We start from the raw sequence: 24844 nt of genomic DNA on the forward strand, positions 1-24844 counted from the left end.
TGACGACTTCAGGGACGATGATGAAAGATTTCTGCACGCTGAGCCTCGCCTGCGATGACAAACCCGGTCTGGTGGCGCGGGTGGCCGGTTATGTCGCGGGGCGTGGCGGCAACATCGTCGACGCGCAGCAGTTCAACGACCAGATGAACCAGCGCTTTTTCATGCGGGTGGATTTCACGCTGGGCGAGGGCGATTCGCCGGTCGACTGGCGCGCGGGCTTTGCCGTGCCCGCCGCGCAGGACGGCATGGACTGGCGCCTGCGCGGTCCCGGTGAGCGCAAGAAGGTGCTGCTGCTGGTCAGCAAGTTCGACCATTGCCTTGCCGATCTGCTCTATCGCTGGCGCATTGGCGAGCTGGCGATGGATGTGGTCGGGATCGTCTCCAACCATGAAGCCTCGCATCTCACCACCGCCGCGATTGGCGAGGTGCCCTTCCACCACCTGCCGATCACCAAGGGCACCAAGCCCGAGCAGGAGGCGCGCATCCGCGCTCTGGCCGAGGACACCGGGGCCGATCTGGTGGTGCTGGCGCGCTATATGCAGATTCTTTCCGATGAGATGGCGGGGTGGCTTTCGGGCCGCTGCATCAACATCCATCACTCGTTCCTGCCGGGCTTCAAGGGCGCCAAGCCCTATCATCAGGCGCATGATCGCGGGGTGAAGATGATCGGCGCGACGGCGCATTATGTCACCGCCGATCTGGATGAGGGCCCGATCATCGCGCAGGAGGTGGTGGCCATCAGCCACGCCGACACGCCCGAGGATCTGGTCAGCAAGGGCCGCGATATCGAGCGGCGCGTGCTGGCCCATGCCGTTGCGGCGCATCTGGAGGACCGGGTGTTCCTGAACGGCAAGCGCACGGTGGTCTTCCCCGGTTAAGCCGGGCGCGCCATCCGTCTGACGCATTTTACATTTTTGTCATGCTGCCCTGCACAATCGCGGGTTGAAAGGCGGCGGGCGAAGGCTAGATTGTGGGCAAGGCGCCGGGTGGCCTGGCGCATGTCCGGAAGGGAGAGCCTATGCCCGGCAAGATATACCCCGATGCCGCTGCCGCTTTGGAAGGCGTGCTGTTCGACGGCATGCTGATCGCAAGCGGAGGCTTTGGCCTCAGCGGCCTGCCCGAGCGCCTGATCGATGCCATTCAGGCCGCCGGCACGAAGGATCTCACTTTCGCCAGCAACAATGCCGGCATCGACAATGAGGGCATCGGCAAGCTGCTGCGCACAAGGCAGGTCAAGAAGATGATCTCCTCCTATGTGGGCGAGAACAAGGAATTCGAACGGCAATATCTGGCGGGCGAACTGGAGGTCGAGTTCACCCCCCAAGGCACGCTGGCCGAACGCATGCGCGCTGGCGGAGCGGGCATCCCCGGCTTCTACACCAAGACCGGCGTCGGCACGCTGGTGGCCGAGGGCAAGGAAGTCAAAACCTTCAACGGGCAGGACTATATCCTCGAGGAAGGCATCTTTGCCGACCTCGCCATCGTGAAGGGCTGGAAGGCCGACACCACCGGCAATGTCATCTTCCGCAAGACCGCCCGCAACTTCAACGTCCCCGCCGCCACCTGTGGCAAAATCACTGTCGTTGAAGTGGAAGAGATCGTCGAACCGGGGCAACTCGATCCGGATGCGATCCATCTGCCCGGTGTCTTCGTGCAGCGCCTCGTGCTGGGCGCGCCCTATGACAAGAAGATCGAATTCCGCACCACGCGCAAGCGGGAGGACGCATAATGCCCTGGAATCGTGATGAAATGGCCGCCCGCGCCGCCCGCGAACTGCAGGACGGCTTCTATGTGAACCTTGGCATCGGCATCCCCACGCTGGTCGCCAACCATGTGCCCGAGGGCGTGACCGTCACGCTGCAGAGCGAAAACGGCATGCTCGGCATCGGCCCCTTTCCCTACGAAGGCGAGGAAGATGCCGACCTTATCAACGCCGGCAAGCAGACCATCAGCGAACTGCCCCAATCGGCCTATTTCGACAGCGCCACCAGCTTCGGCATGATCCGCGGCGGGCATATCGACCTGACCGTGCTGGGCGCGATGGAAGTGTCCGAGAACGGCGACATCGCCAACTGGATGATCCCCGGCAAGATGATCAAGGGCATGGGCGGGGCGATGGACCTCGTTGCGGGCGTGAAGAAGATCATCGTGGTGATGGAGCATAACGCCAAGGACGGCTCGCCCAAGTTCATCCCCGCCTGCACCCTGCCGCTGACGGGGCTGGGCGTGGTGGACATGATTGTGACGGATCTGGCGGTGTTCCAGCGGGCGGATCATGCCTCGCCCTTCAAGCTGGTGGAGCTGGCGCCGGGGGTGAGCGTGGAAGAGGTGCGCGAGAAGACGTCAGCGAAGTTTGTCGAGTAAGGTTTGAAGGCAAAAGATGTGCGAGGGGGTTACCCCCTCGCGCTCCCATGACGTCTTCCGACGAAGCGGTAGTGGCGCCCGATCATAGCACCCAGCCTCTCCACCCGCGCCAAAGCGCCGCAGGCTATCGAATCCCGGAACATCAACGCTGCGCCATCAGAACCTGCCTGCGGCGCAGCAAACTGAGCGTAACGCCGAACCCGATGCGCAACGCAGACATTAAAGGGAGCGCGAGGGTGTAACACCCTCGCATTATCCTCCCTTCAATCCCCTAAAATCAATCCGCCGCGATCGGCCCCGAGGGCGGCGCGGGGCGACGGGTGAACCACACCAGCCCCATCATCACCAGCGAGCCGATCCCGCTGACGTAGAAGATATCGATCGACGACAGGGTATAGGCCTGATGGATCAGCTCCTGGGTCATCACGCCCAGCCCATGGGCCTTGTCGATTCCCATCCCCTGCATCTGCGAAACCGAGGCGTTGTAGGCGGGGTTCCCCAGATTTGCTGCCTCGGCCAGGCGGCTTTGGTGCAGGATCTCGCGGTGATCCCAGAAGGTGGTGGTCGCGCTGGCCGCAAAGCCGCCGCCGGTGATGCGGGCGAAGTTGGTCAGGCCCGTGGCGGCCGGGATGCGGTGAGGGGGCAGCTTGTCGAGGCAGATGGTGGTCAGCGAGATGAAGAACACGCCCATCGCCAGCCCCTGCACCAGGATGGGCAGAATATAGTGCCAGAGGTCGGTGTCGGAGGTGAAGCCGGTGCGCATCAGGAAGGAGACGCCAAAGGCGCCCAGCGAGAAGCTGGCCAGCCAGCGGATGTCGATCTTGTTCGAGAGGCGCGCGTTGAGCGGCGAGATCATGATCGAGACCACACCGGCGGGCGCGGCGACCAGCCCCGCCCATGTCGCGGTGTAGCCCTGCTGGGTCTGCAGCCACAGCGGCATCAGCAGGTTGTTCGCGAAGAAGCAGGCATAGCCCAGCGTGAAGCAGATCGTCCCCAGCGCGAAGTTGCGACCCTTGAACAGGGAGAGGTCGACCGCGGGGTTTTCCTCGGTCAGCTCCCAGATGATCCAGGCGATGAAGGCGATGCCCGAGATGATCGCCATGGTCACGATGGTCGAGTTGTTGAACCAGTCGCGATTGTTGCCAAGGTCCAGCACCACCTGCAGCGTGCCGACCCAGGTGATCAGCAGCACCAGCCCGACCACATCGATGGGCAGCTTCATGGGCGGCGTGTTATAGGGGCGCAGCTTGGTGATCAGGGCGCCCACGGTGAGGAAACCGATCGGCACGTTGATCAGGAAGATCCAGCCCCACTGGTAGTGGTCGGAGATATAGCCGCCCAGAATCGGCCCCATCACCGGGCCGATCAGCGCCGTCATCGACCAGATCGAGAGGGCGAGGCCGCGCTTTTCCGGCGGGAACACCGCCATCAGCAGCGCCTGACTGCCCGGAATCATCGGGCCCGAAACAGCCCCCTGCAACAGGCGGAAGATCACCAGCGAGGGCAGCGACCAAGCCAGACCGCACAGCGCCGAAGCCACGGTGAACAGCGCGACACTGGTGGTGAAGGTGGTCACCACGCCGAAGCGGCGCATGAACCAGCCGGTCAACGGCACGGTGACGCCATTGGCCATGGCAAAGGCGGTGATGACCCAGGTGGCGGTGTCGCTGCTCTCGCCAAGGTTGCCGGCGATGGTCTGCAGGGACACGTTGGCGATGGTCGAATCGAGCACCTGCATAAAGGTGCCCAGCGCCAGCGCCAGCGCCACCATGGTCAGCTCCAGCCCGTGGAGGGGCGGCGGAGCGGCTGGTTCGCTCATTTGGCCGCGCCGCCGTTGGCCGCGATGATCTGGCGGATGCGGGCTTCGACCTCGGGGTTTTCCTGATCGGTCTGCTGCACCGACAGCTTGTTGGCGACAGCGGCGGCGACCGGCGTGCCGGAGGTGTCGCGTGTGTCGACATCCACCGTGACGGACAGGCCGATGCGCAGCGGGGTCTTGGTCAGCTCATTGGGGTCAAGGCCGATGCGGACGGGCAGGCGCTGCACGATCTTGATCCAGTTGCCGCTGGCGTTCTGCGCGGGCAGCAGGGCAAAGGCGCTGCCCGAACCGGCGGACAGCCCGATCACCTTGCCGTGGAATTTGACCTTCTTGCCATAGGCGTCCGAATGCAGGGTCACGCGCTGGCCGACGCGGATATCGGCAAGCTGGGTCTCGCGGAAATTGGCGTCGACCCAGACCTTGTTCAGCGGCACCACCGCCATCAGCGGCGTGCCTGCCCCGACCTGCTGGCCAAGCTGCACCGAGCGCTGCGCCACCACGCCATCGACCGGCGCGGAGAGCCGCAAATGGCCCTCGGCAATCGCCATGCGGCGCACCTGAGCGATGGCGGCCAGCACCTGCGGGTTATGCGCCACATCGGCGCCCTGCACGGCGGAGAGCGCATTGGCCTTGTGGCTCTGCGCCAGTGCCAGCCCGGCCTGCGCGGTGCGGATGGCGTCGGCGGCGTGGGCAGCCTCTTCGCCCGAGACGGCGCCCTGCTTCACCGCTTCCTGGCGGCGGGCAAGGTCGCTTTTGGCAGTGGCCAGCGCGGCCTGAGCGCGGGCGATCTCGGCATCGGCCTCATCGACCTGCGTAAAGCCGCCGCGCACGCCGCGCACGGCTTTCGCCAGATCGGCCTCTGCCGCCGCCATTTGCGCATTGACCAGCGCCGGGTCGAAATCGACCAGCGGTTCGCCCGCCTTCACGCTCTGGGTGTTGTCGGCGTGGAGGGCGATGACGGTGCCCTGCTCGCGCGCGGTCACCTGCACAATATCGCCCGCGACATAGGCGTCGTCGGTCTCTTCGCTGGCGGGGGCGAAGAACAGCGTGTAGCCGCCCCAGCCCAGCCCGGCGATCACCACGGCGGCGCCCAGCAGCAGAAGGCCGCGCTTGCGGGTGGTTTTGGCGGAAGACAGCGTGGTTTCGTCACTCACAGGGTTGGCCCCTTTATGGATTTGGTCTGAACGCGGGTTGGACGGGCGGGCGCCCTGTTATGGATTGGCTTTGGCGGGCGTGTCGGGGATCGGCGTAAATCCGCCACCCATGGCCACCACCAGTTGCACGCGTGCGGAGAGGCCATCGGCGGCCAGACCCGTCTGGGCCTGACGCGCGGTCAGCAGGCGCTGGGCCGAAGACAGCGTGTCGAACCGCGTGCCAAGGCCACTGCGCAGCCGCACCTGATCGAGCCGCTGGGTCTGCTCCAGCCCCTCAACCACGCGGCCCTGCTCCTCCAGATCGGCCTTGTTGGTGGCCACGGTGGAGAGCGCGTCAGCCGCTTCCTTCACCGCTTTGACCACCGCATCATTGTACTGCGCGATGGAGATATCGACGCCCGTCACCGAGGCGCGATAGTTGGCGCGGAGCGCGCCGCCCTCGAAAATGGGCAGATGGATCGCCGGGCCGCCGCCGCCGGTCATCGCCTCGGGCGTGAGCAGATGGGCAAGGCCCAAGGCGCTGGTGCCGATAAAGGCCTGCAAATTCACATCGGGATAGAAGGAGGCGCGCGAATATTTCACGCCGCCCTGTGCCATCTCCACATGGGTCAGCGCCGAGGCGATGTCGGCACGGCGCGCCAGCAGGTCGATGGGCAGGGCGTCGGGCACGGGTAGGGCGCTGTCGAAACGCAGCGTCGTCGGCTGGATCGTGGCGTAATAATCCGCCCCGCGCCCGGCCAGAGACGCCAGCGCATGCACGGCCATCAGCCGCTGCCCCTCGGCGCGGGTCTGGGCCTGCTGCGCCTCGGCCAGCAGGGTGCGGGCGGCGGCCATGTCCAGCTCGCTGGCGAGTTTCGCGTTCACCCGCGCCTGCGTCAGATCGAGCTGCTTCTGCCGCGCGCCGACAAAATCGACCGACAGCTTGGTCAGCGCCTCGGCCCGCGCCAGATTGACATAGGCCTGCGCCACCGCCCCCGACAGCGACACACGCGCCGCCGCCACATCGAGCGCCGTGCTGCGCGCGTAAGTCCTGGCGATGCCGATCAGCGCCTTCTGCTTGCCCGCCAGATCGAGCGACCAGGAGAGATCCGCCTCGAGGCTGTTCATCGAATTCCACGATCCCCCCAGCGGCGCCGGATAGATCGAGCGGTTCGAAAAGCGCTCCTCGGTAAACGAGCCCTGCGCGCTGACATGCGGCAGCAGCCCGGCTTTGGTGTAGCGGATCGCGCTTTGCGCCAGATCGATGCGCGCCATCGCCTGTTCCAGCGTCGGGCTGCCCGCCAGAGCATCACCCATGATCCGGTTCAGCTGCGGGTCATCCAGCGCGGTCCACCACTCGGGCGAAATGGCCATGGCCTCGGGCCCGGTCAGGCCCATGGCGGGGGCATCGGCGACCTTCAGCTTCGGCTGGTCATGCGGCACCGCCGCGCAGGCGGAGAGCAGGATGACGCCCGCCAGCGCGGCAAGACCACTCAAACAAGGTCTGGGCAGGCTGGCGGGCGTTGCGCGGGCCACGGGGGGGACGCCGGCCCGGCGCGAATGTGGATCGGTCATCAACACGGGTTTCCGTTTTCAGGCGACAGGCTGTCGAAACGCATACTGGCAGGACGCTCAGCCGCGCGCGCCGTGGAGAGGGGGAGGGCGCAGTCTCGGGTATAGGGGGTGAGCGGCAGGTTGATTATCCCCCATCGCGTCATAATAGAAATGACGATTATTGACCAATCAGGGGTGAGGAAGGGATTGAAAGAGAAGATGCGAGGGGGTTACCCCCTCGCGCTCCCATGACGTCTTCCGACGATGGGGCAGTGGCGCCGAAATGAAGCGCCCCGGCTCTCCACCAGCGCGAGCCAGAGCGCCGCAGGCAATCAATCTGATGACGATAGCGCTGCCTTGGGAAAACTGCCTGCGGCGCGGCAAACAAAGCGCAACGCCGAACCCGAAGCGCAACGTAGACATTAAAGGGAGCGCGAGGGTGTAACACCCTCGCATCTACTCTTCCTTATCCCTGCCGCCGCTCCTGATTGACCAACACTTCATGCGCCAGCTTCTCCTGCAGGAAGTCCAGCAGCACCCGCACCCGCGCCGGTCGCGCCCGCCCCGGCGGCGTCACCAGATAGATCGGCCGGGGCGGCACGCTCCATTCGGGCAGCAGCTCGATCAGGCGCCCGTCTTTCAGGTGAGGCGTGATGAAATATTCCGCGATCACGCCAATGCCCACGCCGTTGACCAGCGCGGGGATCATGGCGTCGGCGTGGTTGGCGCGATAGCGCGGCTGCACGCGCACGCTGATCGGCTCGGCATGGTGGGGGGCTCCGCCAGCATCGTTCTGGTGGGCGAAGGTCCATTCCATGGCGTCGGGAATATGGCTGGCCACCACGGCGGGATAGCGGGTGAGATCCTCGGGCCCCTGCGGCATGCCCAGCCGCTCGATCAGGCTGGGCGCGGCCACCAGCGGGCGGCGCAACGTCCACAGCCGGGTCGAGCGCAGGGTGGAGGCGCCGCTCCCTTCGAGTTGCACGGCGGCATCGAAGCCCTCGGCGACGATATCGACCTGATTGTCGGTCAGCACCAGATCGACCTCGATATCGGGAAAGCGTTCGAGGAACTCGGGCAGGGCCGGGGCGATGATCTCGATGCCCATCGCGCTGAGCGCCGCCAGCCGGACAAGGCCGCGCGGGGAGACGGTCTCCTCGATGATATCGGCCTCGATGGCGGCGCCGTCGGAGAGGATGCGGGTGGCGCGGGCCAGCGACTGGCGCCCGCTTTCGGTCAGTGTCAGCTTGCGGGTGGTGCGCTGGAACAGGTTGGTGCGCATCCGCGCCTCCAGCCTTGCCACGGCCTTGGAGACGGTGGTCTTGGCCAGCCCCAGTTCCTCTGCGGCGCGCGAGAAGCTGCCGCGCTGGGCGACCTTGGCGAAGATGGCCCAGCCTTCGAAATCGGGGAGAGTGGACATGGAGCGCTGCCTAGCATGGCATCCCCTGTCCGTCCTGTCGCAATTTGCTTGGCGGGTGGGGTGTGTTGCCCTAGGATGACACCTCGTTGGGGCAGACACCGATCCAAGGATGCGACCATGTTCGATTTCCTGCGCAAACAGTTCATTGACGTCATCGAATGGCATGAAAGTCCGGGCCAGGTGGCCTGGCGTGTGCCGTTCGAGGGGCATGAGATCAAGAATGGCGCTCAGTTGACGGTGCGTGACGGGCAGATCGCGGCCTTCATGAACGAAGGCCAGTTGGGCGACTATTTCGGCCCCGGCCTGCACACGCTGGAAACCGGCAATCTGCCGGTGCTGACCAGCCTGATGAACTGGGACAAGGGCTTCAACTCGCCCTTCAAGTCCGATGTGGTGTTCGTCAGCCTGAAGGAGCAGGCCGGGCTGAAATGGGGCACGCCCCAGCCGGTGACGGTGCGCGATGCCGAGTTTGGCGCGATCCGTTTGCGGGCCTTTGGCAGCTATTCCTTCAAGGTCGGCGATCTCAAGCTGTTCCTCGACCGCGTGCTGGGCACCACCACCGAGGTCTGGGCACAGGGGCTGGAGGCGCAATTGCGCTCGGCCATCGTGACGGCGATTGCCACGGCGCTGGGCGGCGGGGGCATTCCCTTCCTCGATCTGGCGGCCAATCAGCAGAAGCTGTCGGACACGATCAAGGCCGAGGTCGACAAGGCTTTCGCGCAATGGGGGCTGGTCTGCCTGACCTTCTATGTCGAGAGCGTGTCCTTGCCCGATGAGGTGCAGGCGCATCTCGACAAGGGCTCCTCGATGCGCGTGCTGGGCGATATGGGCAGCTACACCCGCTTTCAGGCGGCCGAGGCCATCGAGGCCGCCGCCGGCAGCGATGGCGGCGTGGCCGGGATCGGCGCCGGGGCGGCAGCCGCTGCCGCGCTGGGTGGGGCGATGAGCGCCGGGCTGGGGCAAGCTGCCGCAGCGGCGGCGCCTGCCGCGCCCGCGGAAGACCCCTTTGCCCTGCTCGAAAAGCTGCACAAGCTGCTGACCATCGGCGCGATCAGTCAGGAAGAGTTCGACGGCAAGAAGGCTGAAATTCTGGCGCGCGTAAAGTAACCACAGGCCATGTCCGAGCTTCTCTGCCCGCAATGCGGTGCCCCGGTGCCGCTGCGCAGCGCCGCCATGCCCTATGCCGTCTGCGGCCATTGCCAGAGCGTGATCAGGCGCGAAGGCGATACCGCCACGCGCATCGGCGAGGCGGCCAGTCTGCCCTTTGACGTTTCGCCCATCGAACTGGGCATGCGCGGCACGGCGCCCGATGGCGCGCCCTTCACCGTGGCCGGGCGGGTGCGCTGGGGCTGGGGCGATGGCGCGTGGAACGAATGGCTGCTGGCGCTGCCCAATGGCGGCTATGCCTGGCTGGGTGAGGCGATGGGGCAGTTCCAATATCTGACCGAGCGCGCCAATCTGCTCGATCACCCGCTGCTGCGTGAGTTTGCCCAAGGCGGTGCCTTGCCGCTGGGCGCGACAATCGATCTGGACGGGCGGATCTTCACCGCCGCCGATGTGAAACGCGCCACCTGCCTTGGCAGCGAGGGTGACCTGCCTTTCGCCACCCCCATCGGCCTCGCCATCGACAGCATCGACTTTCGTGAGCCCTCGGGCGCGGCGTTGTCGGTGCAGCGCGATCCCGATGGCGTCTCGGCCTATGCCGGGGCCTATATCGACTTGAGCGTGCTCAAACCCAAGGGTCTGCGCCGGATCGAGGGCTGGACCCTGCCGGAGGCCCTACGGTGACCGACCCGCAAAAACAGCAGGCCGCAAGCCAGTCGGCACGCGCCATCACCTGCCCCTCCTGCGGGGGCAGCATCGGCATCAAGGCGGCGGGTTATACGGTGTCGGTCGCCTGCCTCTATTGCGGCACGGTGCTCGATGTCGCCAATGACGATGTGCGCGTCATCGCCGAATACCATCAGGCGGTGGCGCAGCTCGACATCCCGCTGGGCACGCGCGGCAGCCTGTTCGGCGTCGAGTGGGAGGCGATCGGCTGGCTGGAACGCTCCAGCATCGACGGCGCCTGGCAGGAATATCTGCTCTTCAACCCCTATGCCGGTTACCGCTGGCTGGTGCTGAGCGAGGGCGAATGGCAGTTCGGCACCATGCTGACCGACCGCCCCGAAACCCTCTCGGGCGAGGCGGTGCGCTGGCGCGGCAATCTCTATGAGCTGGAGGATGAGCCCTATCGCATCGCCACGCGGCGGGTGCTGGGCGAGTTCTACTGGCGGGTGCGGGCGGGCGATCAGGTCGATGCCGCCACCTTCGCGCGCGGGCGTGAGCAGCTCTCCTGCGAATGGAACGCCGATGAAACCCAGTGGACCCAGATGGTCCCGCTCGACCGGCGCAAGGTTGGCGGGGCGTTCGGGCCCCAGGATAAGCCCGGCCCCAAGGGCAAGCCCGAAAAACCTGCCGCTGGTCCGCAAACGGCCCGCGGCGGCTGGTCGGACCGGCCTTTCTCAGCCGACGGCGATGTGCGGCGGATGGTCGGCTGGGGGCTGGCGGCGCTGGTCGTCATGCTGGTGGTGATGGCCAGCCTTTCGGGCGATCGCGCCGGCATGAAGGGCTCGATGCAGGTGGTGGTCGACGGTGCCGCCACACATGGTGAATTTGGCCCGGTCGAGGTTGGCCGCGCCAAACAGATGCTGACGGTCCATCTGGATGGGCCCGCGCTGAGCAATGAATGGGTGGATGTGAAGCTGACGCTGGTCAACCGCGTCACCCATCAGGCCATTCCCGCCGTCGCCACGCTGGAGAATTACAACGGATCGGATTCGGATGGCAATTGGACCAGCGGCGATCACGATGCCACGCTTCATCTCTATGATGTGCCGCGCGGCAGCTACAATCTGCTGATCGAGGGGCAGGGGCATAGCTGGCATGATCCCAATGCCCCCACCACGGCATCTCTGGTCCATGATGCGCAGATCGCCGCAGGGCTGCCCACGACGGATGCCACCAATCCTTGGGGGCTGGTGGAAAAGCCGCCGCTCCGGACCGAGGCTCTGACCTTTCTTGTCGAGGATGGCGGGATGGACTGGCCGCTGTTCTGGACCTTTGCCGTGCTGATCATGGGCGTGCCTTGCGTCATCCTGATCTATCGCGTCAGCGGGGGAGGGCGGCGATGAGCAAGCGCATGATCCTGTTCTTCCTGTGGTGCGCGTTGCTGGTGCTGGGCTCCGGCGCGGCGGCCTGGACGGGCTGGTCGCCCTATGGTGACGACGATGGCGGGGCGCGCAGCGGTCCGCATGGTGGGGGCAGCCATGGTGGTTACTATGGCGGCCACTGGTACGGCCCGATGCACAAGTGACCCCATGAGCGATATTTTCGATGATGTGCCGCCTGCCGATGCGAGCGGCGATGCTGCTCCTGCCGAGGGCTGGTCGCGCACCCATGCCGCGATCCTGCTGCTGTCCGTGCTGGTGGTGGCGACCTGCGGGCTGATCTACGAATTGCTGGCGAGCACGCTGGCCAGCTATCTGCTGGGCGACAGCGTGACCCAGTTCTCGACGGTGATCGGCACCTATCTCTTCGCCATGGGGGTGGGCAGTTACCTGTCGCGCTTTGTGCGCGGCGACGAATTGGGCGCCTTTATCCGTGTCGAGGTGATGATCGCCATGCTGGGCGGGTGGAGCGCGGCGGGGCTGTTCCTCGCCTATCCGCTGGCGGATGATTTCCGGCTGTTGCTCTATGCGTTGGTGCTGTTGATCGGCCTGCTGGTGGGGCTGGAAATTCCGCTGCTGATCCGCATTTTGCGCGGGCGTTTCGCCTTTCGAGAGCTGGTCTCGAATGTGCTGACCTATGATTATGTCGGCGCGCTGATTGCCTCGCTGGCCTTTCCGCTGTTTCTGGTGCCGCATCTGGGGATGATCCGCACGGGGATGGTCTTCGGCCTTGCCAATGTGGCGGTGGCCATCGCTCTGCTGCTGGTGCTGCGCGAACAGCGGCGCGTGGCGGGCGATCTGCTGGCTTCCGCTTTGGTGGCGATCAGCCTGATCGTCGGCCTGTTCGTGGCCGAGCGCATCCAGCGCTATTCCGAGGTCGCCTATTATGGCGAGGGGGTGATCCATGCCCGCTCCACCCCCTATCAGCGCATCGTGCTGACGCGGCGCGGGGGCGAGTTGCGGCTCTACCTCAACGGCAATCTGCAATTCTCCTCGCGCGACGAATATCGCTATCATGAGGCGCTGGTCTGGCCGGTGCTGGGCCGTGTCGCCACGCCACGCCATGTGCTGATCCTTGGCGGCGGCGACGGCCTTGCCGCGCGCGAGGTGCTGAAGGACAAGGCGGTCGAACATATCGATCTGGTCGATCTCGATCCCGAGATGACCCGCATGTTCCGCCGCACGCCGCAACTGGTGGCGCTCAATCAGGGATCGCTGACCAACCCGCGCCTCACCGTGACCAATGCCGATGCCTTCCGCTGGGTGAGGCAGGCGCGCGGGCCTTACGATGCGGTGATCGTGGATTTTCCCGATCCCACCGAATATTCGCTGGGCAAGCTCTACACCGAAAGCTTCTATCGCGAGGTGTCGCGCCTGCTGGCCCCCGATGGGGTGATGGTGGTGCAGTCGACCAGCCCGCTGGTGGCGCCGCGCTCCTACTGGACGGTGGCCAGCACGCTGGAGGCCTCGGGCCTGTCCGCGCGCGGCTATCATGTTTACGTCCCCAGCTTTGGCGAGTGGGGCTATACGTTGGCGGCGCATGATCCGGCGCGGGTCGCCAGCGCGGCGGTGCTGCCTGCGGGCCTCAAGTTCCTGACCCCCGCCGCCGAAAGGCTGATGTTCGATTTTCCTCCCGATATGGCCCGCCGCGCGACGCCGGTGAACCGGCTGGACAATCAGGCTCTGGTGCGCAGCTTCTCGGAAGAATGGTCGCATTATGAAGGTTGAAGGATGACCATCGAGGTTGGGCGTCGCGGCGTATTGGCCGGGGGATTGGCAGCCAGCCTTGCCGGATGCTCTGGCGAAAGCGAAGGCAGATGGCCGGGCAAGCTTCTGGGCGCGGATTTTGATCGCGGGCATGCGCTGCGTGATCTTGATCCGGCGCGAGCCATGGCGGAAACCGGCCCGGAAGAGCATGTCGGCGTGCTGATCGCGGGTGGTGGCGTGGCGGGGCTGGCGACCGGCTGGCGTCTGGCCGAGGCCGGTTTTAACAGCTTCACCCTGCTGGAACTGGAAGATGACATCGGCGGCAATGCGCGCGGCGGGGCGAACAAGGTCAGCGCCTTTCCATGGGGCGCGCATTACCTGCCGATCCCCAACCGCGAGGCCAAGGCGCTGATCCATATGCTGAAGCAATTCGGCATGATCATCGGTGAGGAAGGCGGCGCCCCCGTCTACGACCCCTATCAGATCTGCGCCGATCTGGAAGAACGCCTGTTCTGGCAGGGCGCGTGGCAGGAGGGCCTCTATCCCACCACCGGCCTCTCCGTCGACGATACCGCCCAGCGCGACCGTTTCAGCGCGGCGATGGCGGCGTTCTCCAAGGCGACAGGCAAGGACGGTCGCCCGGCCTTCGCCAGCCCCATGGCGCTTTCCAACCAGGACGAGGCCTATACCGCGCTGGACAAGACCCATTTCGCCGCATGGCTGGACCAGCAGCATTTCACCAGCGGGCCTTTGAGGGCCTATATCCGCTACTGCTGCCGCGACGATTACGGCGCCGAGCTGGAGCATGTTTCGGCCTGGGCGGGCATCCGCTATTTCGCCTGCCGCCGGGGCTGGGCCGCGCGCGGCGTCGGCGAGCGCGAACTGGTCTGGCCCGAGGGCAACACCCGCCTCTCGCATGAGATGGCCAAACGCATCGCCCCGCATATCCGCAGCGGCCAGAGCCTCGTTCATGCCGCGCCTCAGGAGGGCGGCGGCGTGCTTGCGCTGGCCTATGATCATCGCGCGAAAGCCCTGCGTCGTTACCACGCCGATGCCTTGGTGCTGGCCATGCCGCAGTTCGTGGCGCGCCATCTGGTGGCGGGGATCGGCGCGCAGGGCCTGACCTATGCCCCATGGGTGGTGGCCAACATCACCACCGCGCGCCGTCCCGAGGGGGAGGGCGTGCCGCTGGCGTGGGACAATGTGTCCGCCGCCTCGGACCATCTGGGCTATGTGGTGGCCACGCATCAGACCGCCTCGGGCGCCGATGGCCCCACGGTGCTGACATGGTACACGGCGCTGTCGCAGGGCAAGCCGGAAGACCAGCGCCGCATGATGCTCACCCGCCCGCTGGGGGAATGGCAAAGGCTGATCGCCGCCGACCTGCTCGCCATGAACCCCGATCTGGAGGGCGCGATCCAGAGCATCGACGTCTGGCGCTGGGGCCATGCCATGATCCGCCCCACGCCCGGCTTCCTCACCAACCCCGCAAGGCTGGCGGGAGAGGCGTTGTCCGGCCCGGTGTTCCACGCCCATTCGGACCTGTCGGGCCTGTCGCTGTTCGAGGAAGCGCATTATCGCGGCGTGGTCGCCGCCGAGGCCGCGCTGTCCTTCCTCGATACGCCTTACGAGAGCCTGCTGTGACCGAGCATCCTGCCAGAGGCATCCATCTGATCGCCGATCTGGACGGCGGCGCCCACGCGGCCCTCTCCGACCCGGCCCTGATCGAGCGCGTGCTGCGCGCGGCGGCAGAGGCGGCGAAGGTGCATGTGATCGGCGTCAAGCTCCACCATTTCGGGCCGGAGCAGGGCGTGACCGGCGTGGCCCTGCTGGCGGAATCGCATATCTCGATCCACAGCTGGCCCGAGGAAGGCGTGGCCGCCATCGACATCTTCGTCTGCGGCGAGGGCGCCGACGCCTGGGCCGCCCTGCGCGAGATCGAGGCCGGGTTGAACATGCGCTCCGCCCATGCCCAGGCCATCCCCCGGCTGGGCGCACGCGGGAAGACCTCAGGTTGATCACTGATCGCGGCTGTCATACGCATGTCATGCTGATGCTGCTTGGGCGGCGGTTCGATGGGGTGATGAGAGGCCGGTGGCAGCATTGAAGGATCGATTGAAGCTGGCGCGCGCCGCGCTGGGGCTGACGGGGTTGCTTGTCATCGCCTCGCCATGGCTGCTGCTGCCGGTTGGCACGCGCGTCCTGCGGTGGCCCGCGCTGCTGGCCTGGCGCTGGCTGCTGTGGGGCTTCAACATCAGCATCGAGGTGCACGGCAAGCCTGTGCCCGGCGCGCTGATCGTCGCCAACCACGTCTCATGGAGCGACATCCCCGTGTTCGGCCTCGCGGTGAACGCTGGTTTTGTCGCGAAGGATGATGTCGCGGGCTGGCCGGTGATCGGGCGCCTCACCGCCGCCTATGGCTGCCTCTTCGTCTCGCGCGAGGCGCGCGGCAAGGTCGGCGAGCAGGCCGGCGCGCTGGCGGAAAAGCTGGGGGACGGCCGCAGCATGATCCTCTTCCCCGAGGGGACCACCGGCGAGGGCGACCGTTGCCTGCCCTTCCGCTCCAGCCTCTTTGCGCTGATCCCGCCCGGTACGCCCGTGCAGCCGGTGACCTTGCGTTATTTCCGGCGCGATGGTTCGTCGCTGGACGCCTCGGAGCGGCGCGAGGTGTGCTGGATCGGGGACGATGAACTGGCGCCCCACGCGCTGGCTCTGGCCCGAGGGGATGGGCTGGTGGCGCGGCTGTGGTTCGATGAACCCATCCCTGCCGGGGAGCGCAAGGCTTTGACGCGAGCCTGTTTCGAGGTGATTGAAGGTAGGTTGGTAGAGAGCAGTCAGTAAGAAAGGAAATGCGAGGGTGTTACACCCTCGCGCTCCCATAACGTCTTCCGACGCAAGGGCAGGGGTGCCGTAATGGTGCGCCTAACCTCTCCATCTGCGCTGCCTAAAGGCGCCGCAGGCAGCTATTTCATTGAATGCGCTATGCGGTTGAAAGCCTGCGGCGCGGCGAACTCGCCCCGTGGCCGAACCCGAAGCGCCAAGGCTGACAAAAAATGGGAGCACGAGGGGGTAACCCCCTCGCATCAACCCTTCCAAACCTTCAAGCCGCCACGCTGAACCGGCTGGCATACCGCCCGGCGATGGCCTCCACAGGCATCAGCACGCAGACATCCACCGTGTTGAAGGCATGATCGATGTAGGCGCCATCACCGAACTGAGCGCCCACCCGCATATAGCCCTTCACCAGCGGCGGCAGCAGGAACAGCGCGCGACGCTCGTCATAGCTGCCGCGCGGCAGGCGCTCCAGCGCGACGCCATCCTTCACCACCGGGCGGCATTCGACCGGGGCCAGGTGATGGTGGGCGAGGCACGACAGCGCCTCGGCATGGGCATCGGGGTCGATACCGGGGAAGGAGGCGCAACCGAACAGCGCGCCGATCGAATGCTGGCCGATGTAATCGGCGATGCCGCGCCACAGCAGCTGGATCGTCGCGCTGGTGCGATAGGCGGGCAGCACGCAGGAGCGGCCCAGTTCGAGCAGCTCGCGGCCCGGCTGGGCGCTGGCGATGAGAGGGGAGAGGTCGAACTCGCCCGCCGAGTAGAAGCCGCCCGCGCCGCGTGCCACGCTCTCGCGCAGCAGGCGATAGGTGCCCACGACCTGAATGTCCTCGGGCGCGCCCTCGTCGATCACCAGCAGGTGGTCGCAGACGGCATCATAGGCGTCGCTGTCGAGGCCGGGGGTGGGGGCGTCATGCTCGGAGCACAGGATTTGGGCGGCGCCCATTTCGGCGAAGAACACCTGCCAGCGCAGGCGCTGCACGGCGGCCAGATCCTGTGCGTCGCGGGCCAACCGAACGGTCAGGCGGCGGGTGCCACGGGTATTGGGTGCGGACTGAAGCGAAGTCTGCGGTTCGGCCATCGGGCTCCTCCTGATCCGCATGGGATAGCAGGGCGATGTGACAGGGCAGCGTCCATCGCGTGAAGCCTGTGTGACAGCCCCGCCCCGCAAAGCGACAGGGGCGTGACGCGCCGATGACAGCAGTTGACGCGAAAGGGGCGGCGCCTTGCGGCACCGCCCCCTCGTTTGCCTTGGAAGGCGCTGTTTTCGCGGGATCAGAACTCCAGGCGGATGCCCAGATTGATGCCGTGCGCGCTGTAACCATTCTCGCGCAGCGTGCCCTGATAGCCGACGAACAGGGCGCCGGCGTCGTCGAACACCCAGTTGACGCCGACGTTGGCGTCATATTCGCTCTTGCCGGTGGGCAGGGCGGTGACCTGGAAGGCGGTGTTGGGATCGCTGTCGAAATAGGCGTTGATGACATTGTTGTCACCGCCGCCCACCTTGTGGCGATAGGCGAAGCGCGCATAGGGGCGCATGATGCCCTTGTTGCGCGTCAGGTTGACGCCGGCCAGCGCGTCGGTGCGGTCGGCCTTGATCTTGCCCACGGTGAGGTCGGCGGCGCCCGCGTTCTGCTCGGTGAAGCTGTTCACCTGGCCCTTGTTGAAGTCGATGCCGACGAAGGGCGTCAGCTTGTAGCCGCCAGCCTCGATGTTGTAGCCCAGATTGGCGGTGGCCTTGAACAGACCCTCGTTGGCGCGGGCATTGGCGGTCGTCGAATAGGAGCCGATGGTCGCGATATGGGTCGCGCTCAGATGGCCGTAGTTATAGGCGAGCTGACCCGACAGGCGCAGCTTGCCGAAGTTCTGGGCGGCATAGAGCGCCAGACCCAGATCGCGGTTGGTGCCCGTCAGATTGTTGGCGCCGAACTTGAGCGAATCGAAGCTGGCGTTGAAGGCCAGACCGATCACATGGTTGGGGCCCGACAGATCGTAACCGGCGGCAAAGCCGAACAGATTGTCCTTGGTCTTGAAGCCCTTCGAGGTGTCGGCGATGCCGCCCACCTGGAACTGGCCCTGAGCGGTCAGCCACCAGCCATCTTCGGGATGGTTGGAGTTCTGGTCGTTCATGCGCAGATCGACGGTGCGCGCGAAGGAGTTGGCCTGATCGCGCAGCGCGGTGGCATAGCCATAGTAGCCCTCAGGCGACACGGTGTCGAAGAACACCTTGGCCTGGGTGGTGTCCATCACGTCCACCATCGAGAGCAGGCTGATCGACGGATCCGAGGTCGAGCTGTTGACCGCATTGGTGGCGGTCGTGATCATCGGGTCCAGGCCCTTGGCGACGGCGTACTGGTTGGCCGTGGCGCCCGCAGCCTTCATCACGTCGGAATAGTTGAGGTGATTGGCGACGACCTGATAGGCCTGCTGGGTGCCCACGGTCACGACGCTGCCGGTGGTGAAGGTCACGAAGGCCAGCGGGTTCGACGAGGTGGTCGTGGTGGTCACGCCCGAGCTGTCGGTGGTGCTGGTGGTCACCGTGGTGGTGGCGTTCACCGTCGAGAAGCTGCCGGTGATGGCCTTGTCGGCCACCAGCAGATTGTACTTGGAGCCGCTGGAGTAGAAGCCCGCCGCGACATTGACGTTGAGCGTGCCGCCCAGCGTGATGTTGCCGCCATTGGCCAGCGCGCCGCTGGCGTTGGAGGCATAGAGCTGGCTGTAGCTGGTGCCGGCGACGGGCAGCGAGGCCCCGGCCGAGGCGATGGCGATGTTCAGCGTGCTGCCGCTGTTGAGCACGACATTGCCGTTGACGGTCACCTGCGTCGGTGCGGCCTGGGTGCCGATGTAGAGCGCGCCATTGTTGGTCAGCGTCGAAACACCATCCTGCAGCGTGCCGAGCGCGCTGGCGAGACCCGTGGTGCCATAGAGGCTCATCGTGCCGTTGTTCGTCAACTGGGTGACGTTGCCGGTGTTGATGATGCCCGCGAAGGTGCCGGCGGTGCCGTTGGTGAAGGTGACCGCGGTGTTGGCAACGGCCGACTGCTGGAAGTTGCCGGTGAAGATGCCGTTGTTGTTGGCGGTGATGTTACCCGAGGCGGTGACCGAACCGGTGATGCCGTAGGTGGTGTTGTTGTTGGTGAAATTGGCGGTGTTGGTGCCCGAATTCGTGCCGAACTGGATCGTCCCGGTGATCGCCGCCGCCGAAGCAGCATTGTTGATGAAGGTGCCGTTCACGCCGGTGAAGTTCACGGCGGGCGTTCCCGAGGTGGCGGTCAGCGTGCCGTTGTTGGTCACGGTGCTGTTCGCGCCGACCGTGATCGCCGTGGCGCCGCTGGTGGTGCCCGTCGAGGTGATCGTGCCATTGTTGGTGACGCTGGCGCTGTCACCCAGCACCACGCCGCCGGCGGCAGCGGTGTTGCTGATGGTGCCGGCGTTGGTCAGGGTCGAACCCGAAACCGTGGCGGTGATCGGCGCGGTGACGGTGGCGCCCGAATTCACGGTGATGTTGGCAGCCGTGGTGCCGGTATAGGTGTAGGACGTGGACGTGCCCGAGCAGGTCACGTTCGAACCGCTGGCCGAGCATTGTGCCCATGCGGCGGCGGGCAGCAGAAGCGCCGTAGACGTGATCGTGGTCGCGGCAACGCGGCGAGCCGCGCGCATGCGAGAGGTGGACCTTACCATTGCCCGTCGTGTCCCTTGTCTTATTGTGTCGCCATCCCGGCATCCCGCCGAGTGGCGCCCGGAGCGTGAACCCCGAGTGAATGAACATATGGCGCCATCCGCTGCACTGAAAGGCGCATAAAGGCAATGGCAAAAACCGCGTCAGGCCGCGCCCCTTGGGGAAAAGCGCGCTGTTTGCGATGGGTTGGGCAGGGTTGCCGGGCAAGCTGGCCCCTCTCGCGGCTTTGGCCTATGGGCTGCCGGGTGAACCCATGATGAAAGGCGGATGGAGCGATGACGCTGGAGCAGGTGAGTCTGAACAAGGCCTTCGGCGGCGAGCAGGGCGTGTGGCAGCATGCTTCTCGGGAAACGGGCACCACGATGCGTTTTTCCGTTTTCGTTCCGGAGCATAAGCCCGGCGAGAGGCTGCCGGTGCTGTGGTATCTCTCGGGGCTGACCTGCACCCATGCCAATGTCACGGAGAAGGGCGAGTATCGCCGGGCCTGCGCGCGCCATGGCATCATCTTCGTCGCGCCCGATACGTCTCCGCGCGGCGAAGGGGTGGCGGATGATGAGGCCTATGATTTGGGGCAGGGCGCGGGCTTCTATGTCGATGCCACGCAGGCGCCATGGGCCCCGCACTTCCGCATGCGCGCCTATATCGAGCAGGAACTGCCCGCGATTCTGGCCGAGAACTTCCCCGTGGATCTCTCGCGGCAAGGCATCACCGGCCATTCGATGGGCGGCCATGGTGCGCTGACCATCGGCCTGCGCAATCCCGAAACCTTCCGCAGCGTTAGCGCCTTTGCGCCGATCGTCGCGCCTTTGCAGTGTCCCTGGGGTGACAAGGCGCTGACCGCCTATCTGGGCCCGGATCGCGCCGCATGGCGCCCCTATGACGCGGTGGCGCTGATCGAGGATGGCGCGCGCCTGCCCGCCCTGCTGGTCGATCAGGGCGAGGCGGACAATTTTCTCGAAAGCCAGCTCAAGACCCATCTGCTGGAACAGGCCTGCGCGGCGGCGGGGATCCCGGCCACCATCCGCATGCAGCCCGGTTACGACCATTCCTACTACTTCATCTCCAGCTTTATGGACGACCATATCGACTGGCATGCGGCCCGGCTGAAAGCTGACTGATCGTCACTCTGCGGGCGGAGGCACCAGCTTCAGCGACATCTCCGCCAGCGGGCGCCCTGAAAGCCGGTCGATCACCAGCGGTTCGACCGGCTTTTGCGTGTCCGTGTCGATCATGCTGCTGGTGGCGGGGGCCTCGCAATGCTTGCGGCCCCAGGCGCCGATGGCCAGCAGGATCGGCAGGAAGTCGCGGCCCTTGGCGGTCAGCACATATTCGTCGCGCGGGGGCTGCTCGCAATAGCGGCGCTTTTCCAGCAGGCCGTGCTCCACCATCGCGGCCAGACGGCGCGTCAGGATGTTGGGCGCGATCCCCAGACTGGCGCGAAACTGGTCGAACCGTGTGATGCTAAGCCCCGCATCGCGCAGGATCATCATGCTCCAGGCATCACCCACCCGGGTCAGCGCGCGACCGACGGGGCAGGGGCCTTGCGAAAATTTCTCGTTGTCCATTGCAGAACGATAGTGACGTTACTATCATTTTGCAAGTGACTCGGGCATCGGGTCCGACAGGAGAACGATCATGAGCAAGATTTTCGGCACAGCCCTGATTACCGGCGCTTCCACAGGGATTGGCGCCACCTATGCCCGCCGTCTGGCGGCGCGCGGCCACGATCTGGTGCTGGTCGCCCGCGACGAGGCCCGCCTGCAGGCGCTGGCCGGCGAGTTGCGCGCGGAGCATGGTGTCACCGTCGAGGTGCTGCGCGCCGACCTGACCGCGCAGGACGATCTGGCGGCGGTCGAGCAGCGGCTGGGCGGCAATGACATCACCCTGCTGGTCAACAATGCGGGCATGTCGCTCAACGGCGGCATCCTCGACAATGATGCGCCCCAGCTTGAGCGGATCATCACCCTCAACATCACCGCCCCGACCCGTCTGGCATCCGTGGCGGGCAAGGCTTTCGCCGCGCGCGGCAAGGGCGCGATCGTCAACATCGCCTCGGTGCTGGCGCTGGCGCCCGAGATGTTCGACGGCGTCTACAGCGGCACCAAGGCCTATATCCTCAACCTCAGCCAGTCGATGGCCCAGCAGTTGAGCGACAAGGGCGTGCATGTGCAGGCCGTGCTGCCCGGCGCCACCCGCACCGAGATATGGGAGCGTTCGGGCAAGGACATCGACGCTTTCCCCGCCGAGATGGTGATGGAGGTCGCCGATCTGGTCGATGCCGCGCTGGTCGGTCTGGATCGCGGCGAAGTGGTGACCATCCCGCCGCTGGCCGATGAGAGCCAGTGGGAGGCGCTGCAGCAGGCCCGTCTGGCGATGGGCCCCGGCCTGTCGCGCCGCGAGGTTGCCCCGCGCTATCGGCAGACCGCGCAGGCTTGAGAGTCGGTTTGAAAATCCGGCGGAAAAGCCGGATTTTGCGGTACCGGCCCGCTCCCCCGCCCGACCACCCAGAGGATACCACCGTAGGGTGTTCGGGCGGGGAAGCGAGCCGGGGGCAGTCGCTGACAGCTTCGGCTGAAAATTCGCGCGTTCCAGCGGAAGGCCATCGCCTGTATCATGCGAGGCGGGCACAAGCCCCGACAGTCCTCTTCGCCATGGCAAGGAAAGCGATGACCCAGCCCAGCCCCGCAATCGCGACCTCCTCCATCGATGAGCGCAAGCGCGCCGCCGCCATCGCCGCCGTGGCCGAAATTCGCGATGGCATGCTGGTCGGGCTGGGCACCGGCAGCACCGCTCATTTCGCCGTTGAAGCGCTGGGGCAGGCGGTGGCGCGGGGGCTGGACGTGCGCGCGGTGGCCACCTCGCGCCAGACGGCGACTCAGGCCATTGCGCTGGGGATCGTGCTGCTCAAGCCCGCGAAAGTGGCGCGGATCGACCTGTGCATCGATGGGGTGGATGAGATTGACCCCGAATTCCGCGCCATCAAGGGCGCGGGCGGAGCGATGCTGCGCGAGAAGATCGTGGCGGGCATGGCCGCGCGCCGCATCGCCATCGCCGATGACAGCAAGGCGGTCGGGCATCTGGGCACTCACCCCGTGCCCGCCGAGGTGCTGCCGCATGCGCAGGCCTTCGTCACCCGCAAATTGCGCGAGATCGGCTGCAAGGCGGTGCTGCGGCTCGATGGGGCGGGCGCCCCGGTGCTGACCGATCAGGACAACATCATCCTCGATTGCCATATGGCGGGCCCGGTCGACTGGGCGGAACTGGCCGGGCATATGGATGCCATCCCCGGCCTGATGGGCCATGGGCTGTTTCTCGAGGAGATCGATGCGCTGTTTCTGGGCACCGCGCAGGGCGTGGAACGCCGCGAGCGCGCGCGGTAATCAGACCGCCGTCAGACCTTCGGGCAGGATGAGTTGCGATTCCATCGTGGGGGGCTCGATATGGGCCACCATCACCCGGTTCCTGCCCTGCCGCTTGGCCTGATAAAGCGCCTCATCGGCCCGGCGATAGAGGCTCTGAAAGGTCTCGGGCCTTTCGGCTTGCGCCAGACCGACGCTAACGGTCACCGTTCCCACCGCCTTGCCATGGTCGCATTGCGCCAGCCCCTCGCGCATGTTCTCGGCAAAATGCAGCAGCGGATTGCCCGACAGGCCCGAGACCATCGCGGCAAATTCCTCGCCGCCGAAACGCGCCACGGTGCAGACTGCTCCATCCCAGCGCGCCAGTCGCGCCGCCAGCGTGCAGAGCACCTGATCGCCCGCCTCATGCCCATGCGTGTCGTTGATCGCCTTGAACTTATCGACATCGAGCAGCAGCAGCGCCAGCGGGCTGCCGTCGCGGCGCGAGATGTCCAGCATGGCCTCGGCCTTCTCGATAAAGCCGCGGCGGTTGCGCAGGGCGGTCAGCGGATCGCGCCGCGCCAGATCCTGCGCGCTGGCCGCCGCCTGCCGCGCCCGGTCGCGCTCCAGCCTGATGCGGGCGAAGCGGTGGGTGGCCGCCACCGAGAGCCACAGCGTCTGCCAGGCCGCCGCCAGCAGCACCAGAAGCTGCGCCCCGCCGCCCCACAGCAGCGTGTCCATATCGAGGAATTGCGTGCTGGCCAGTGCCGCCATCGGCACGATCCATGCCCCTGCAAAGGCGCGGGCCTCGCCGCTGCCCCGGCGCCATGCCAGCGTCAGGCAGACCGCCACCGCCAGCAGGGTGGAGAGCGTCAGTACGTCGAGCACCACCGCCCATTGCGCGATCGCCCCGCTGCGCATCAGGCTGAGCGGCACGCCGATCAAACCGACGCCCAGCCCCAGCGCCATGGTGATCCGGCGCGGCAGTTGGGGCAGATGATCGCGCGACAGGGTGGTGAGCGCGCTCTGCGTCGCCAGCGTGATCGCCAGACAGGCCAGCGCGGTGCAGATCTGTGCCGAGGGCGCCCCGGCCACCTCGGGCGTGACCAGCAGGACAAGCTGCGACCAGAACAGGCCCCACACCACCATGCAGGCGGCCCAGGCAGCCTGCCACGCCGGGAACTGACGCCGCACCGCCACAGCCAGCGAGGCATTGTAGAGCGCGCCAAGCAACAGCAGCAGCAGCGCGCCGCCCACGGCTGTTGCCAGCACGGTGGCCTGCTGGCTGGCCTCGTCACCGCCCAGCAGGCGCAGGCGGAGGTATTCGTAATGGGTCAGCCGGTCGAAGCGCAGCACCATAGCCTGCAGCGGAGCATCGCGATGCGGGGCGCTGAAGACGATCTGGCCGCCCGCGCGCCAATGCGCGCCGAACCGGCCGGTGGCGATCTGCTGCCAGTGCAACTGCCCGTCGGTGTAGAGGAAGCCCACGCGCAGATGGTCGAAGCGCGAATTGTGCATCATCAGCGTCAGATCATGGCGGTCGATGCCCGGCGTGGTGAGATCAGCCCGCAACCACAGGCTGGCCTGCTGGTAGTTATCGGGCTGGCCCCGGCACTGGAAGGCGGGAAGGGGGACGCTTTGCGCATCGGCAGGGGTGACGGCATGGCACAGATCATGCCCCAGCACCTGCGACGTGGCCGTTACGGGCGCGGCGCCAAGGCCTAGGGCCGACAGCACGGCCATCAGGGCAAGCAACCAGCGTCTCATCTGCACTTTCACCAGC

At 66.2% G+C, this 24844-nt stretch carries 22 protein-coding genes; 14 read left to right on the forward strand and 8 right to left on the reverse strand.

Annotated elements, in window-relative coordinates:
* Positions 1 to 20 precede the first annotated feature (20 nt).
* From purU to ABDW49_RS04350, 3 genes are all read left to right on the forward strand, one after another.
* Positions 21 to 878 (forward strand): formyltetrahydrofolate deformylase, encoded by an 858-nt coding sequence (gene purU / locus ABDW49_RS04340; RefSeq protein WP_343614132.1) that lies wholly within the window; start codon positions 21 to 23, stop codon positions 876 to 878.
* A gap of 140 nt (positions 879 to 1018) precedes the next feature.
* Entirely contained in the window at positions 1019 to 1729 is a 711-nt protein-coding gene (locus ABDW49_RS04345) for a CoA transferase subunit A (RefSeq protein ID WP_343609985.1), read from the forward strand.
* A complete protein-coding gene (locus tag ABDW49_RS04350; RefSeq protein ID WP_343609987.1) occupies positions 1729 to 2364 on the forward strand; it encodes a CoA transferase subunit B in 636 nt (211 codons plus the stop codon). The genes ABDW49_RS04345 and ABDW49_RS04350 overlap by 1 nt, the downstream gene beginning before the upstream one ends.
* Positions 2365 to 2641: 277 nt before the next feature.
* Here ABDW49_RS04350 and ABDW49_RS04355 read toward each other — a convergent pair whose 3' ends face one another.
* The 4 genes from ABDW49_RS04355 to ABDW49_RS04370 all read right to left on the reverse strand — a co-directional run bounded on the left by ABDW49_RS04355 (position 2642) and on the right by ABDW49_RS04370 (position 8290).
* Positions 2642 to 4183, reverse strand: coding sequence for a DHA2 family efflux MFS transporter permease subunit (locus ABDW49_RS04355; protein ID WP_343609989.1), 1542 nt, complete (start codon positions 4181 to 4183; stop codon positions 2642 to 2644).
* Entirely contained in the window at positions 4180 to 5337 is a 1158-nt protein-coding gene (locus ABDW49_RS04360; protein WP_343609991.1) for an efflux RND transporter periplasmic adaptor subunit, read from the reverse strand. The genes ABDW49_RS04355 and ABDW49_RS04360 overlap by 4 nt, the downstream gene beginning before the upstream one ends.
* A gap of 57 nt (positions 5338 to 5394) precedes the next feature.
* On the reverse strand, positions 5395 to 6891 hold the full coding sequence (locus tag ABDW49_RS04365; RefSeq protein WP_343609992.1) for an efflux transporter outer membrane subunit: 1497 nt from the start codon (positions 6889 to 6891) through the stop codon (positions 5395 to 5397).
* A 445-nt stretch (positions 6892 to 7336) separates the two neighbouring features.
* The gene (locus tag ABDW49_RS04370) at positions 7337 to 8290 is read right to left on the reverse strand and encodes a LysR family transcriptional regulator (RefSeq protein WP_343609993.1); all 954 of its coding nucleotides are present in this window, start codon (positions 8288 to 8290) and stop codon (positions 7337 to 7339) included.
* A gap of 117 nt (positions 8291 to 8407) precedes the next feature.
* On the opposite strand from ABDW49_RS04370, the gene ABDW49_RS04375 reads away from it, so the two are divergent.
* The 8 genes from ABDW49_RS04375 to ABDW49_RS04410 all read left to right on the forward strand — a co-directional run bounded on the left by ABDW49_RS04375 (position 8408) and on the right by ABDW49_RS04410 (position 16047).
* A complete protein-coding gene (locus tag ABDW49_RS04375) occupies positions 8408 to 9397 on the forward strand; it encodes an SPFH domain-containing protein (RefSeq protein WP_343609994.1) in 990 nt (329 codons plus the stop codon).
* Positions 9398 to 9406: 9 nt separating this feature from the next.
* Positions 9407 to 10078, forward strand: a complete 672-nt coding sequence (locus ABDW49_RS04380; protein WP_343609996.1) for a DUF4178 domain-containing protein — start codon at positions 9407 to 9409, stop codon at positions 10076 to 10078.
* Positions 10075 to 11463 (forward strand): DUF4178 domain-containing protein, encoded by a 1389-nt coding sequence (locus tag ABDW49_RS04385; protein ID WP_343609998.1) that lies wholly within the window; start codon positions 10075 to 10077, stop codon positions 11461 to 11463. The genes ABDW49_RS04380 and ABDW49_RS04385 overlap by 4 nt, the downstream gene beginning before the upstream one ends.
* On the forward strand, positions 11460 to 11645 hold the full coding sequence (locus ABDW49_RS04390) for a hypothetical protein (protein ID WP_343610000.1): 186 nt from the start codon (positions 11460 to 11462) through the stop codon (positions 11643 to 11645). The genes ABDW49_RS04385 and ABDW49_RS04390 overlap by 4 nt, the downstream gene beginning before the upstream one ends.
* A gap of 4 nt (positions 11646 to 11649) precedes the next feature.
* The gene (locus ABDW49_RS04395) at positions 11650 to 13227 is read left to right on the forward strand and encodes a polyamine aminopropyltransferase (RefSeq protein ID WP_343610002.1); all 1578 of its coding nucleotides are present in this window, start codon (positions 11650 to 11652) and stop codon (positions 13225 to 13227) included.
* A 3-nt stretch (positions 13228 to 13230) separates the two neighbouring features.
* Positions 13231 to 14850, forward strand: coding sequence for an NAD(P)-binding protein (locus tag ABDW49_RS04400; RefSeq protein WP_343610003.1), 1620 nt, complete (start codon positions 13231 to 13233; stop codon positions 14848 to 14850).
* A complete protein-coding gene (speD, locus tag ABDW49_RS04405) occupies positions 14847 to 15224 on the forward strand; it encodes an adenosylmethionine decarboxylase (protein WP_343610006.1) in 378 nt (125 codons plus the stop codon). The genes ABDW49_RS04400 and speD overlap by 4 nt, the downstream gene beginning before the upstream one ends.
* Before the next feature lie 76 nt (positions 15225 to 15300).
* Positions 15301 to 16047: a lysophospholipid acyltransferase family protein gene (locus tag ABDW49_RS04410; RefSeq protein ID WP_343610008.1), complete on the forward strand. Its 747-nt coding sequence runs from the start codon at positions 15301 to 15303 to the stop codon at positions 16045 to 16047.
* 259 nt (positions 16048 to 16306) lie between these two features.
* Here ABDW49_RS04410 and ABDW49_RS04415 read toward each other — a convergent pair whose 3' ends face one another.
* Both ABDW49_RS04415 and ABDW49_RS04420 read right to left on the reverse strand, forming a co-directional pair.
* Complete coding sequence (locus tag ABDW49_RS04415; protein WP_343610009.1) at positions 16307 to 17125, reverse strand: GNAT family N-acyltransferase; 819 nt, start codon at positions 17123 to 17125, stop codon at positions 16307 to 16309.
* Between the two features lie 194 nt (positions 17126 to 17319).
* Positions 17320 to 19704, reverse strand: a complete 2385-nt coding sequence (locus tag ABDW49_RS04420; protein WP_343610010.1) for an autotransporter domain-containing protein — start codon at positions 19702 to 19704, stop codon at positions 17320 to 17322.
* A gap of 294 nt (positions 19705 to 19998) precedes the next feature.
* Between ABDW49_RS04420 and fghA the strand changes: the two genes are divergently transcribed.
* Positions 19999 to 20841, forward strand: coding sequence for an S-formylglutathione hydrolase (gene fghA, locus ABDW49_RS04425; RefSeq protein ID WP_343610011.1), 843 nt, complete (start codon positions 19999 to 20001; stop codon positions 20839 to 20841).
* A gap of 3 nt (positions 20842 to 20844) precedes the next feature.
* On the opposite strand, the gene ABDW49_RS04430 is transcribed toward fghA, so the two are convergent.
* Positions 20845 to 21288: a helix-turn-helix domain-containing protein gene (locus ABDW49_RS04430; protein WP_343610013.1), complete on the reverse strand. Its 444-nt coding sequence runs from the start codon at positions 21286 to 21288 to the stop codon at positions 20845 to 20847.
* A 70-nt stretch (positions 21289 to 21358) separates the two neighbouring features.
* Here ABDW49_RS04430 and ABDW49_RS04435 point away from each other — a divergent pair, with 70 nt between their 5' ends.
* Both ABDW49_RS04435 and rpiA read left to right on the forward strand, forming a co-directional pair.
* Positions 21359 to 22159 carry an SDR family oxidoreductase gene (locus tag ABDW49_RS04435; RefSeq protein ID WP_343610014.1) on the forward strand — a complete coding sequence of 267 codons (801 nt, stop codon included), beginning with the start codon at positions 21359 to 21361 and terminating at the stop codon, positions 22157 to 22159.
* Between the two features lie 230 nt (positions 22160 to 22389).
* Entirely contained in the window at positions 22390 to 23103 is a 714-nt protein-coding gene (gene rpiA / locus ABDW49_RS04440) for a ribose-5-phosphate isomerase RpiA (RefSeq protein ID WP_343610015.1), read from the forward strand.
* Here rpiA and ABDW49_RS04445 read toward each other — a convergent pair whose 3' ends face one another.
* Entirely contained in the window at positions 23104 to 24828 is a 1725-nt protein-coding gene (locus tag ABDW49_RS04445; RefSeq protein WP_343610016.1) for a GGDEF domain-containing protein, read from the reverse strand.
* Between the last annotated feature and the right edge of the window lie 16 nt (positions 24829 to 24844).

Origin of the sequence: Novosphingobium sp. (assembly GCF_039595395.1) — a bacterium.
Lineage (GTDB): Bacteria > Pseudomonadota > Alphaproteobacteria > Sphingomonadales > Sphingomonadaceae > Novosphingobium.

Coding starts and splice junctions, on each gene's coding strand:
- purU (WP_343614132.1), top strand. CDS start 21: ATGAAAGATTTCTGCACGCTGAGCCTCGCCTGCGATGACAAACCCGGT.
- ABDW49_RS04345 (WP_343609985.1), top strand. CDS start 1,019: ATGCCCGGCAAGATATACCCCGATGCCGCTGCCGCTTTGGAAGGCGTG.
- ABDW49_RS04350 (WP_343609987.1), top strand. CDS start 1,729: ATGCCCTGGAATCGTGATGAAATGGCCGCCCGCGCCGCCCGCGAACTG.
- ABDW49_RS04355 (WP_343609989.1), bottom strand. CDS start 4,183: ATGAGCGAACCAGCCGCTCCGCCGCCCCTCCACGGGCTGGAGCTGACC.
- ABDW49_RS04365 (WP_343609992.1), bottom strand. CDS start 6,891: ATGACCGATCCACATTCGCGCCGGGCCGGCGTCCCCCCCGTGGCCCGC.
- ABDW49_RS04370 (WP_343609993.1), bottom strand. CDS start 8,290: ATGTCCACTCTCCCCGATTTCGAAGGCTGGGCCATCTTCGCCAAGGTC.
- ABDW49_RS04375 (WP_343609994.1), top strand. CDS start 8,408: ATGTTCGATTTCCTGCGCAAACAGTTCATTGACGTCATCGAATGGCAT.
- ABDW49_RS04380 (WP_343609996.1), top strand. CDS start 9,407: ATGTCCGAGCTTCTCTGCCCGCAATGCGGTGCCCCGGTGCCGCTGCGC.
- ABDW49_RS04390 (WP_343610000.1), top strand. CDS start 11,460: ATGAGCAAGCGCATGATCCTGTTCTTCCTGTGGTGCGCGTTGCTGGTG.
- ABDW49_RS04395 (WP_343610002.1), top strand. CDS start 11,650: ATGAGCGATATTTTCGATGATGTGCCGCCTGCCGATGCGAGCGGCGAT.
- ABDW49_RS04400 (WP_343610003.1), top strand. CDS start 13,231: ATGACCATCGAGGTTGGGCGTCGCGGCGTATTGGCCGGGGGATTGGCA.
- ABDW49_RS04415 (WP_343610009.1), bottom strand. CDS start 17,125: ATGGCCGAACCGCAGACTTCGCTTCAGTCCGCACCCAATACCCGTGGC.
- ABDW49_RS04420 (WP_343610010.1), bottom strand. CDS start 19,704: ATGCGCGCGGCTCGCCGCGTTGCCGCGACCACGATCACGTCTACGGCG.
- fghA (WP_343610011.1), top strand. CDS start 19,999: ATGACGCTGGAGCAGGTGAGTCTGAACAAGGCCTTCGGCGGCGAGCAG.
- ABDW49_RS04430 (WP_343610013.1), bottom strand. CDS start 21,288: ATGGACAACGAGAAATTTTCGCAAGGCCCCTGCCCCGTCGGTCGCGCG.
- ABDW49_RS04435 (WP_343610014.1), top strand. CDS start 21,359: ATGAGCAAGATTTTCGGCACAGCCCTGATTACCGGCGCTTCCACAGGG.
- rpiA (WP_343610015.1), top strand. CDS start 22,390: ATGACCCAGCCCAGCCCCGCAATCGCGACCTCCTCCATCGATGAGCGC.
- ABDW49_RS04445 (WP_343610016.1), bottom strand. CDS start 24,828: ATGAGACGCTGGTTGCTTGCCCTGATGGCCGTGCTGTCGGCCCTAGGC.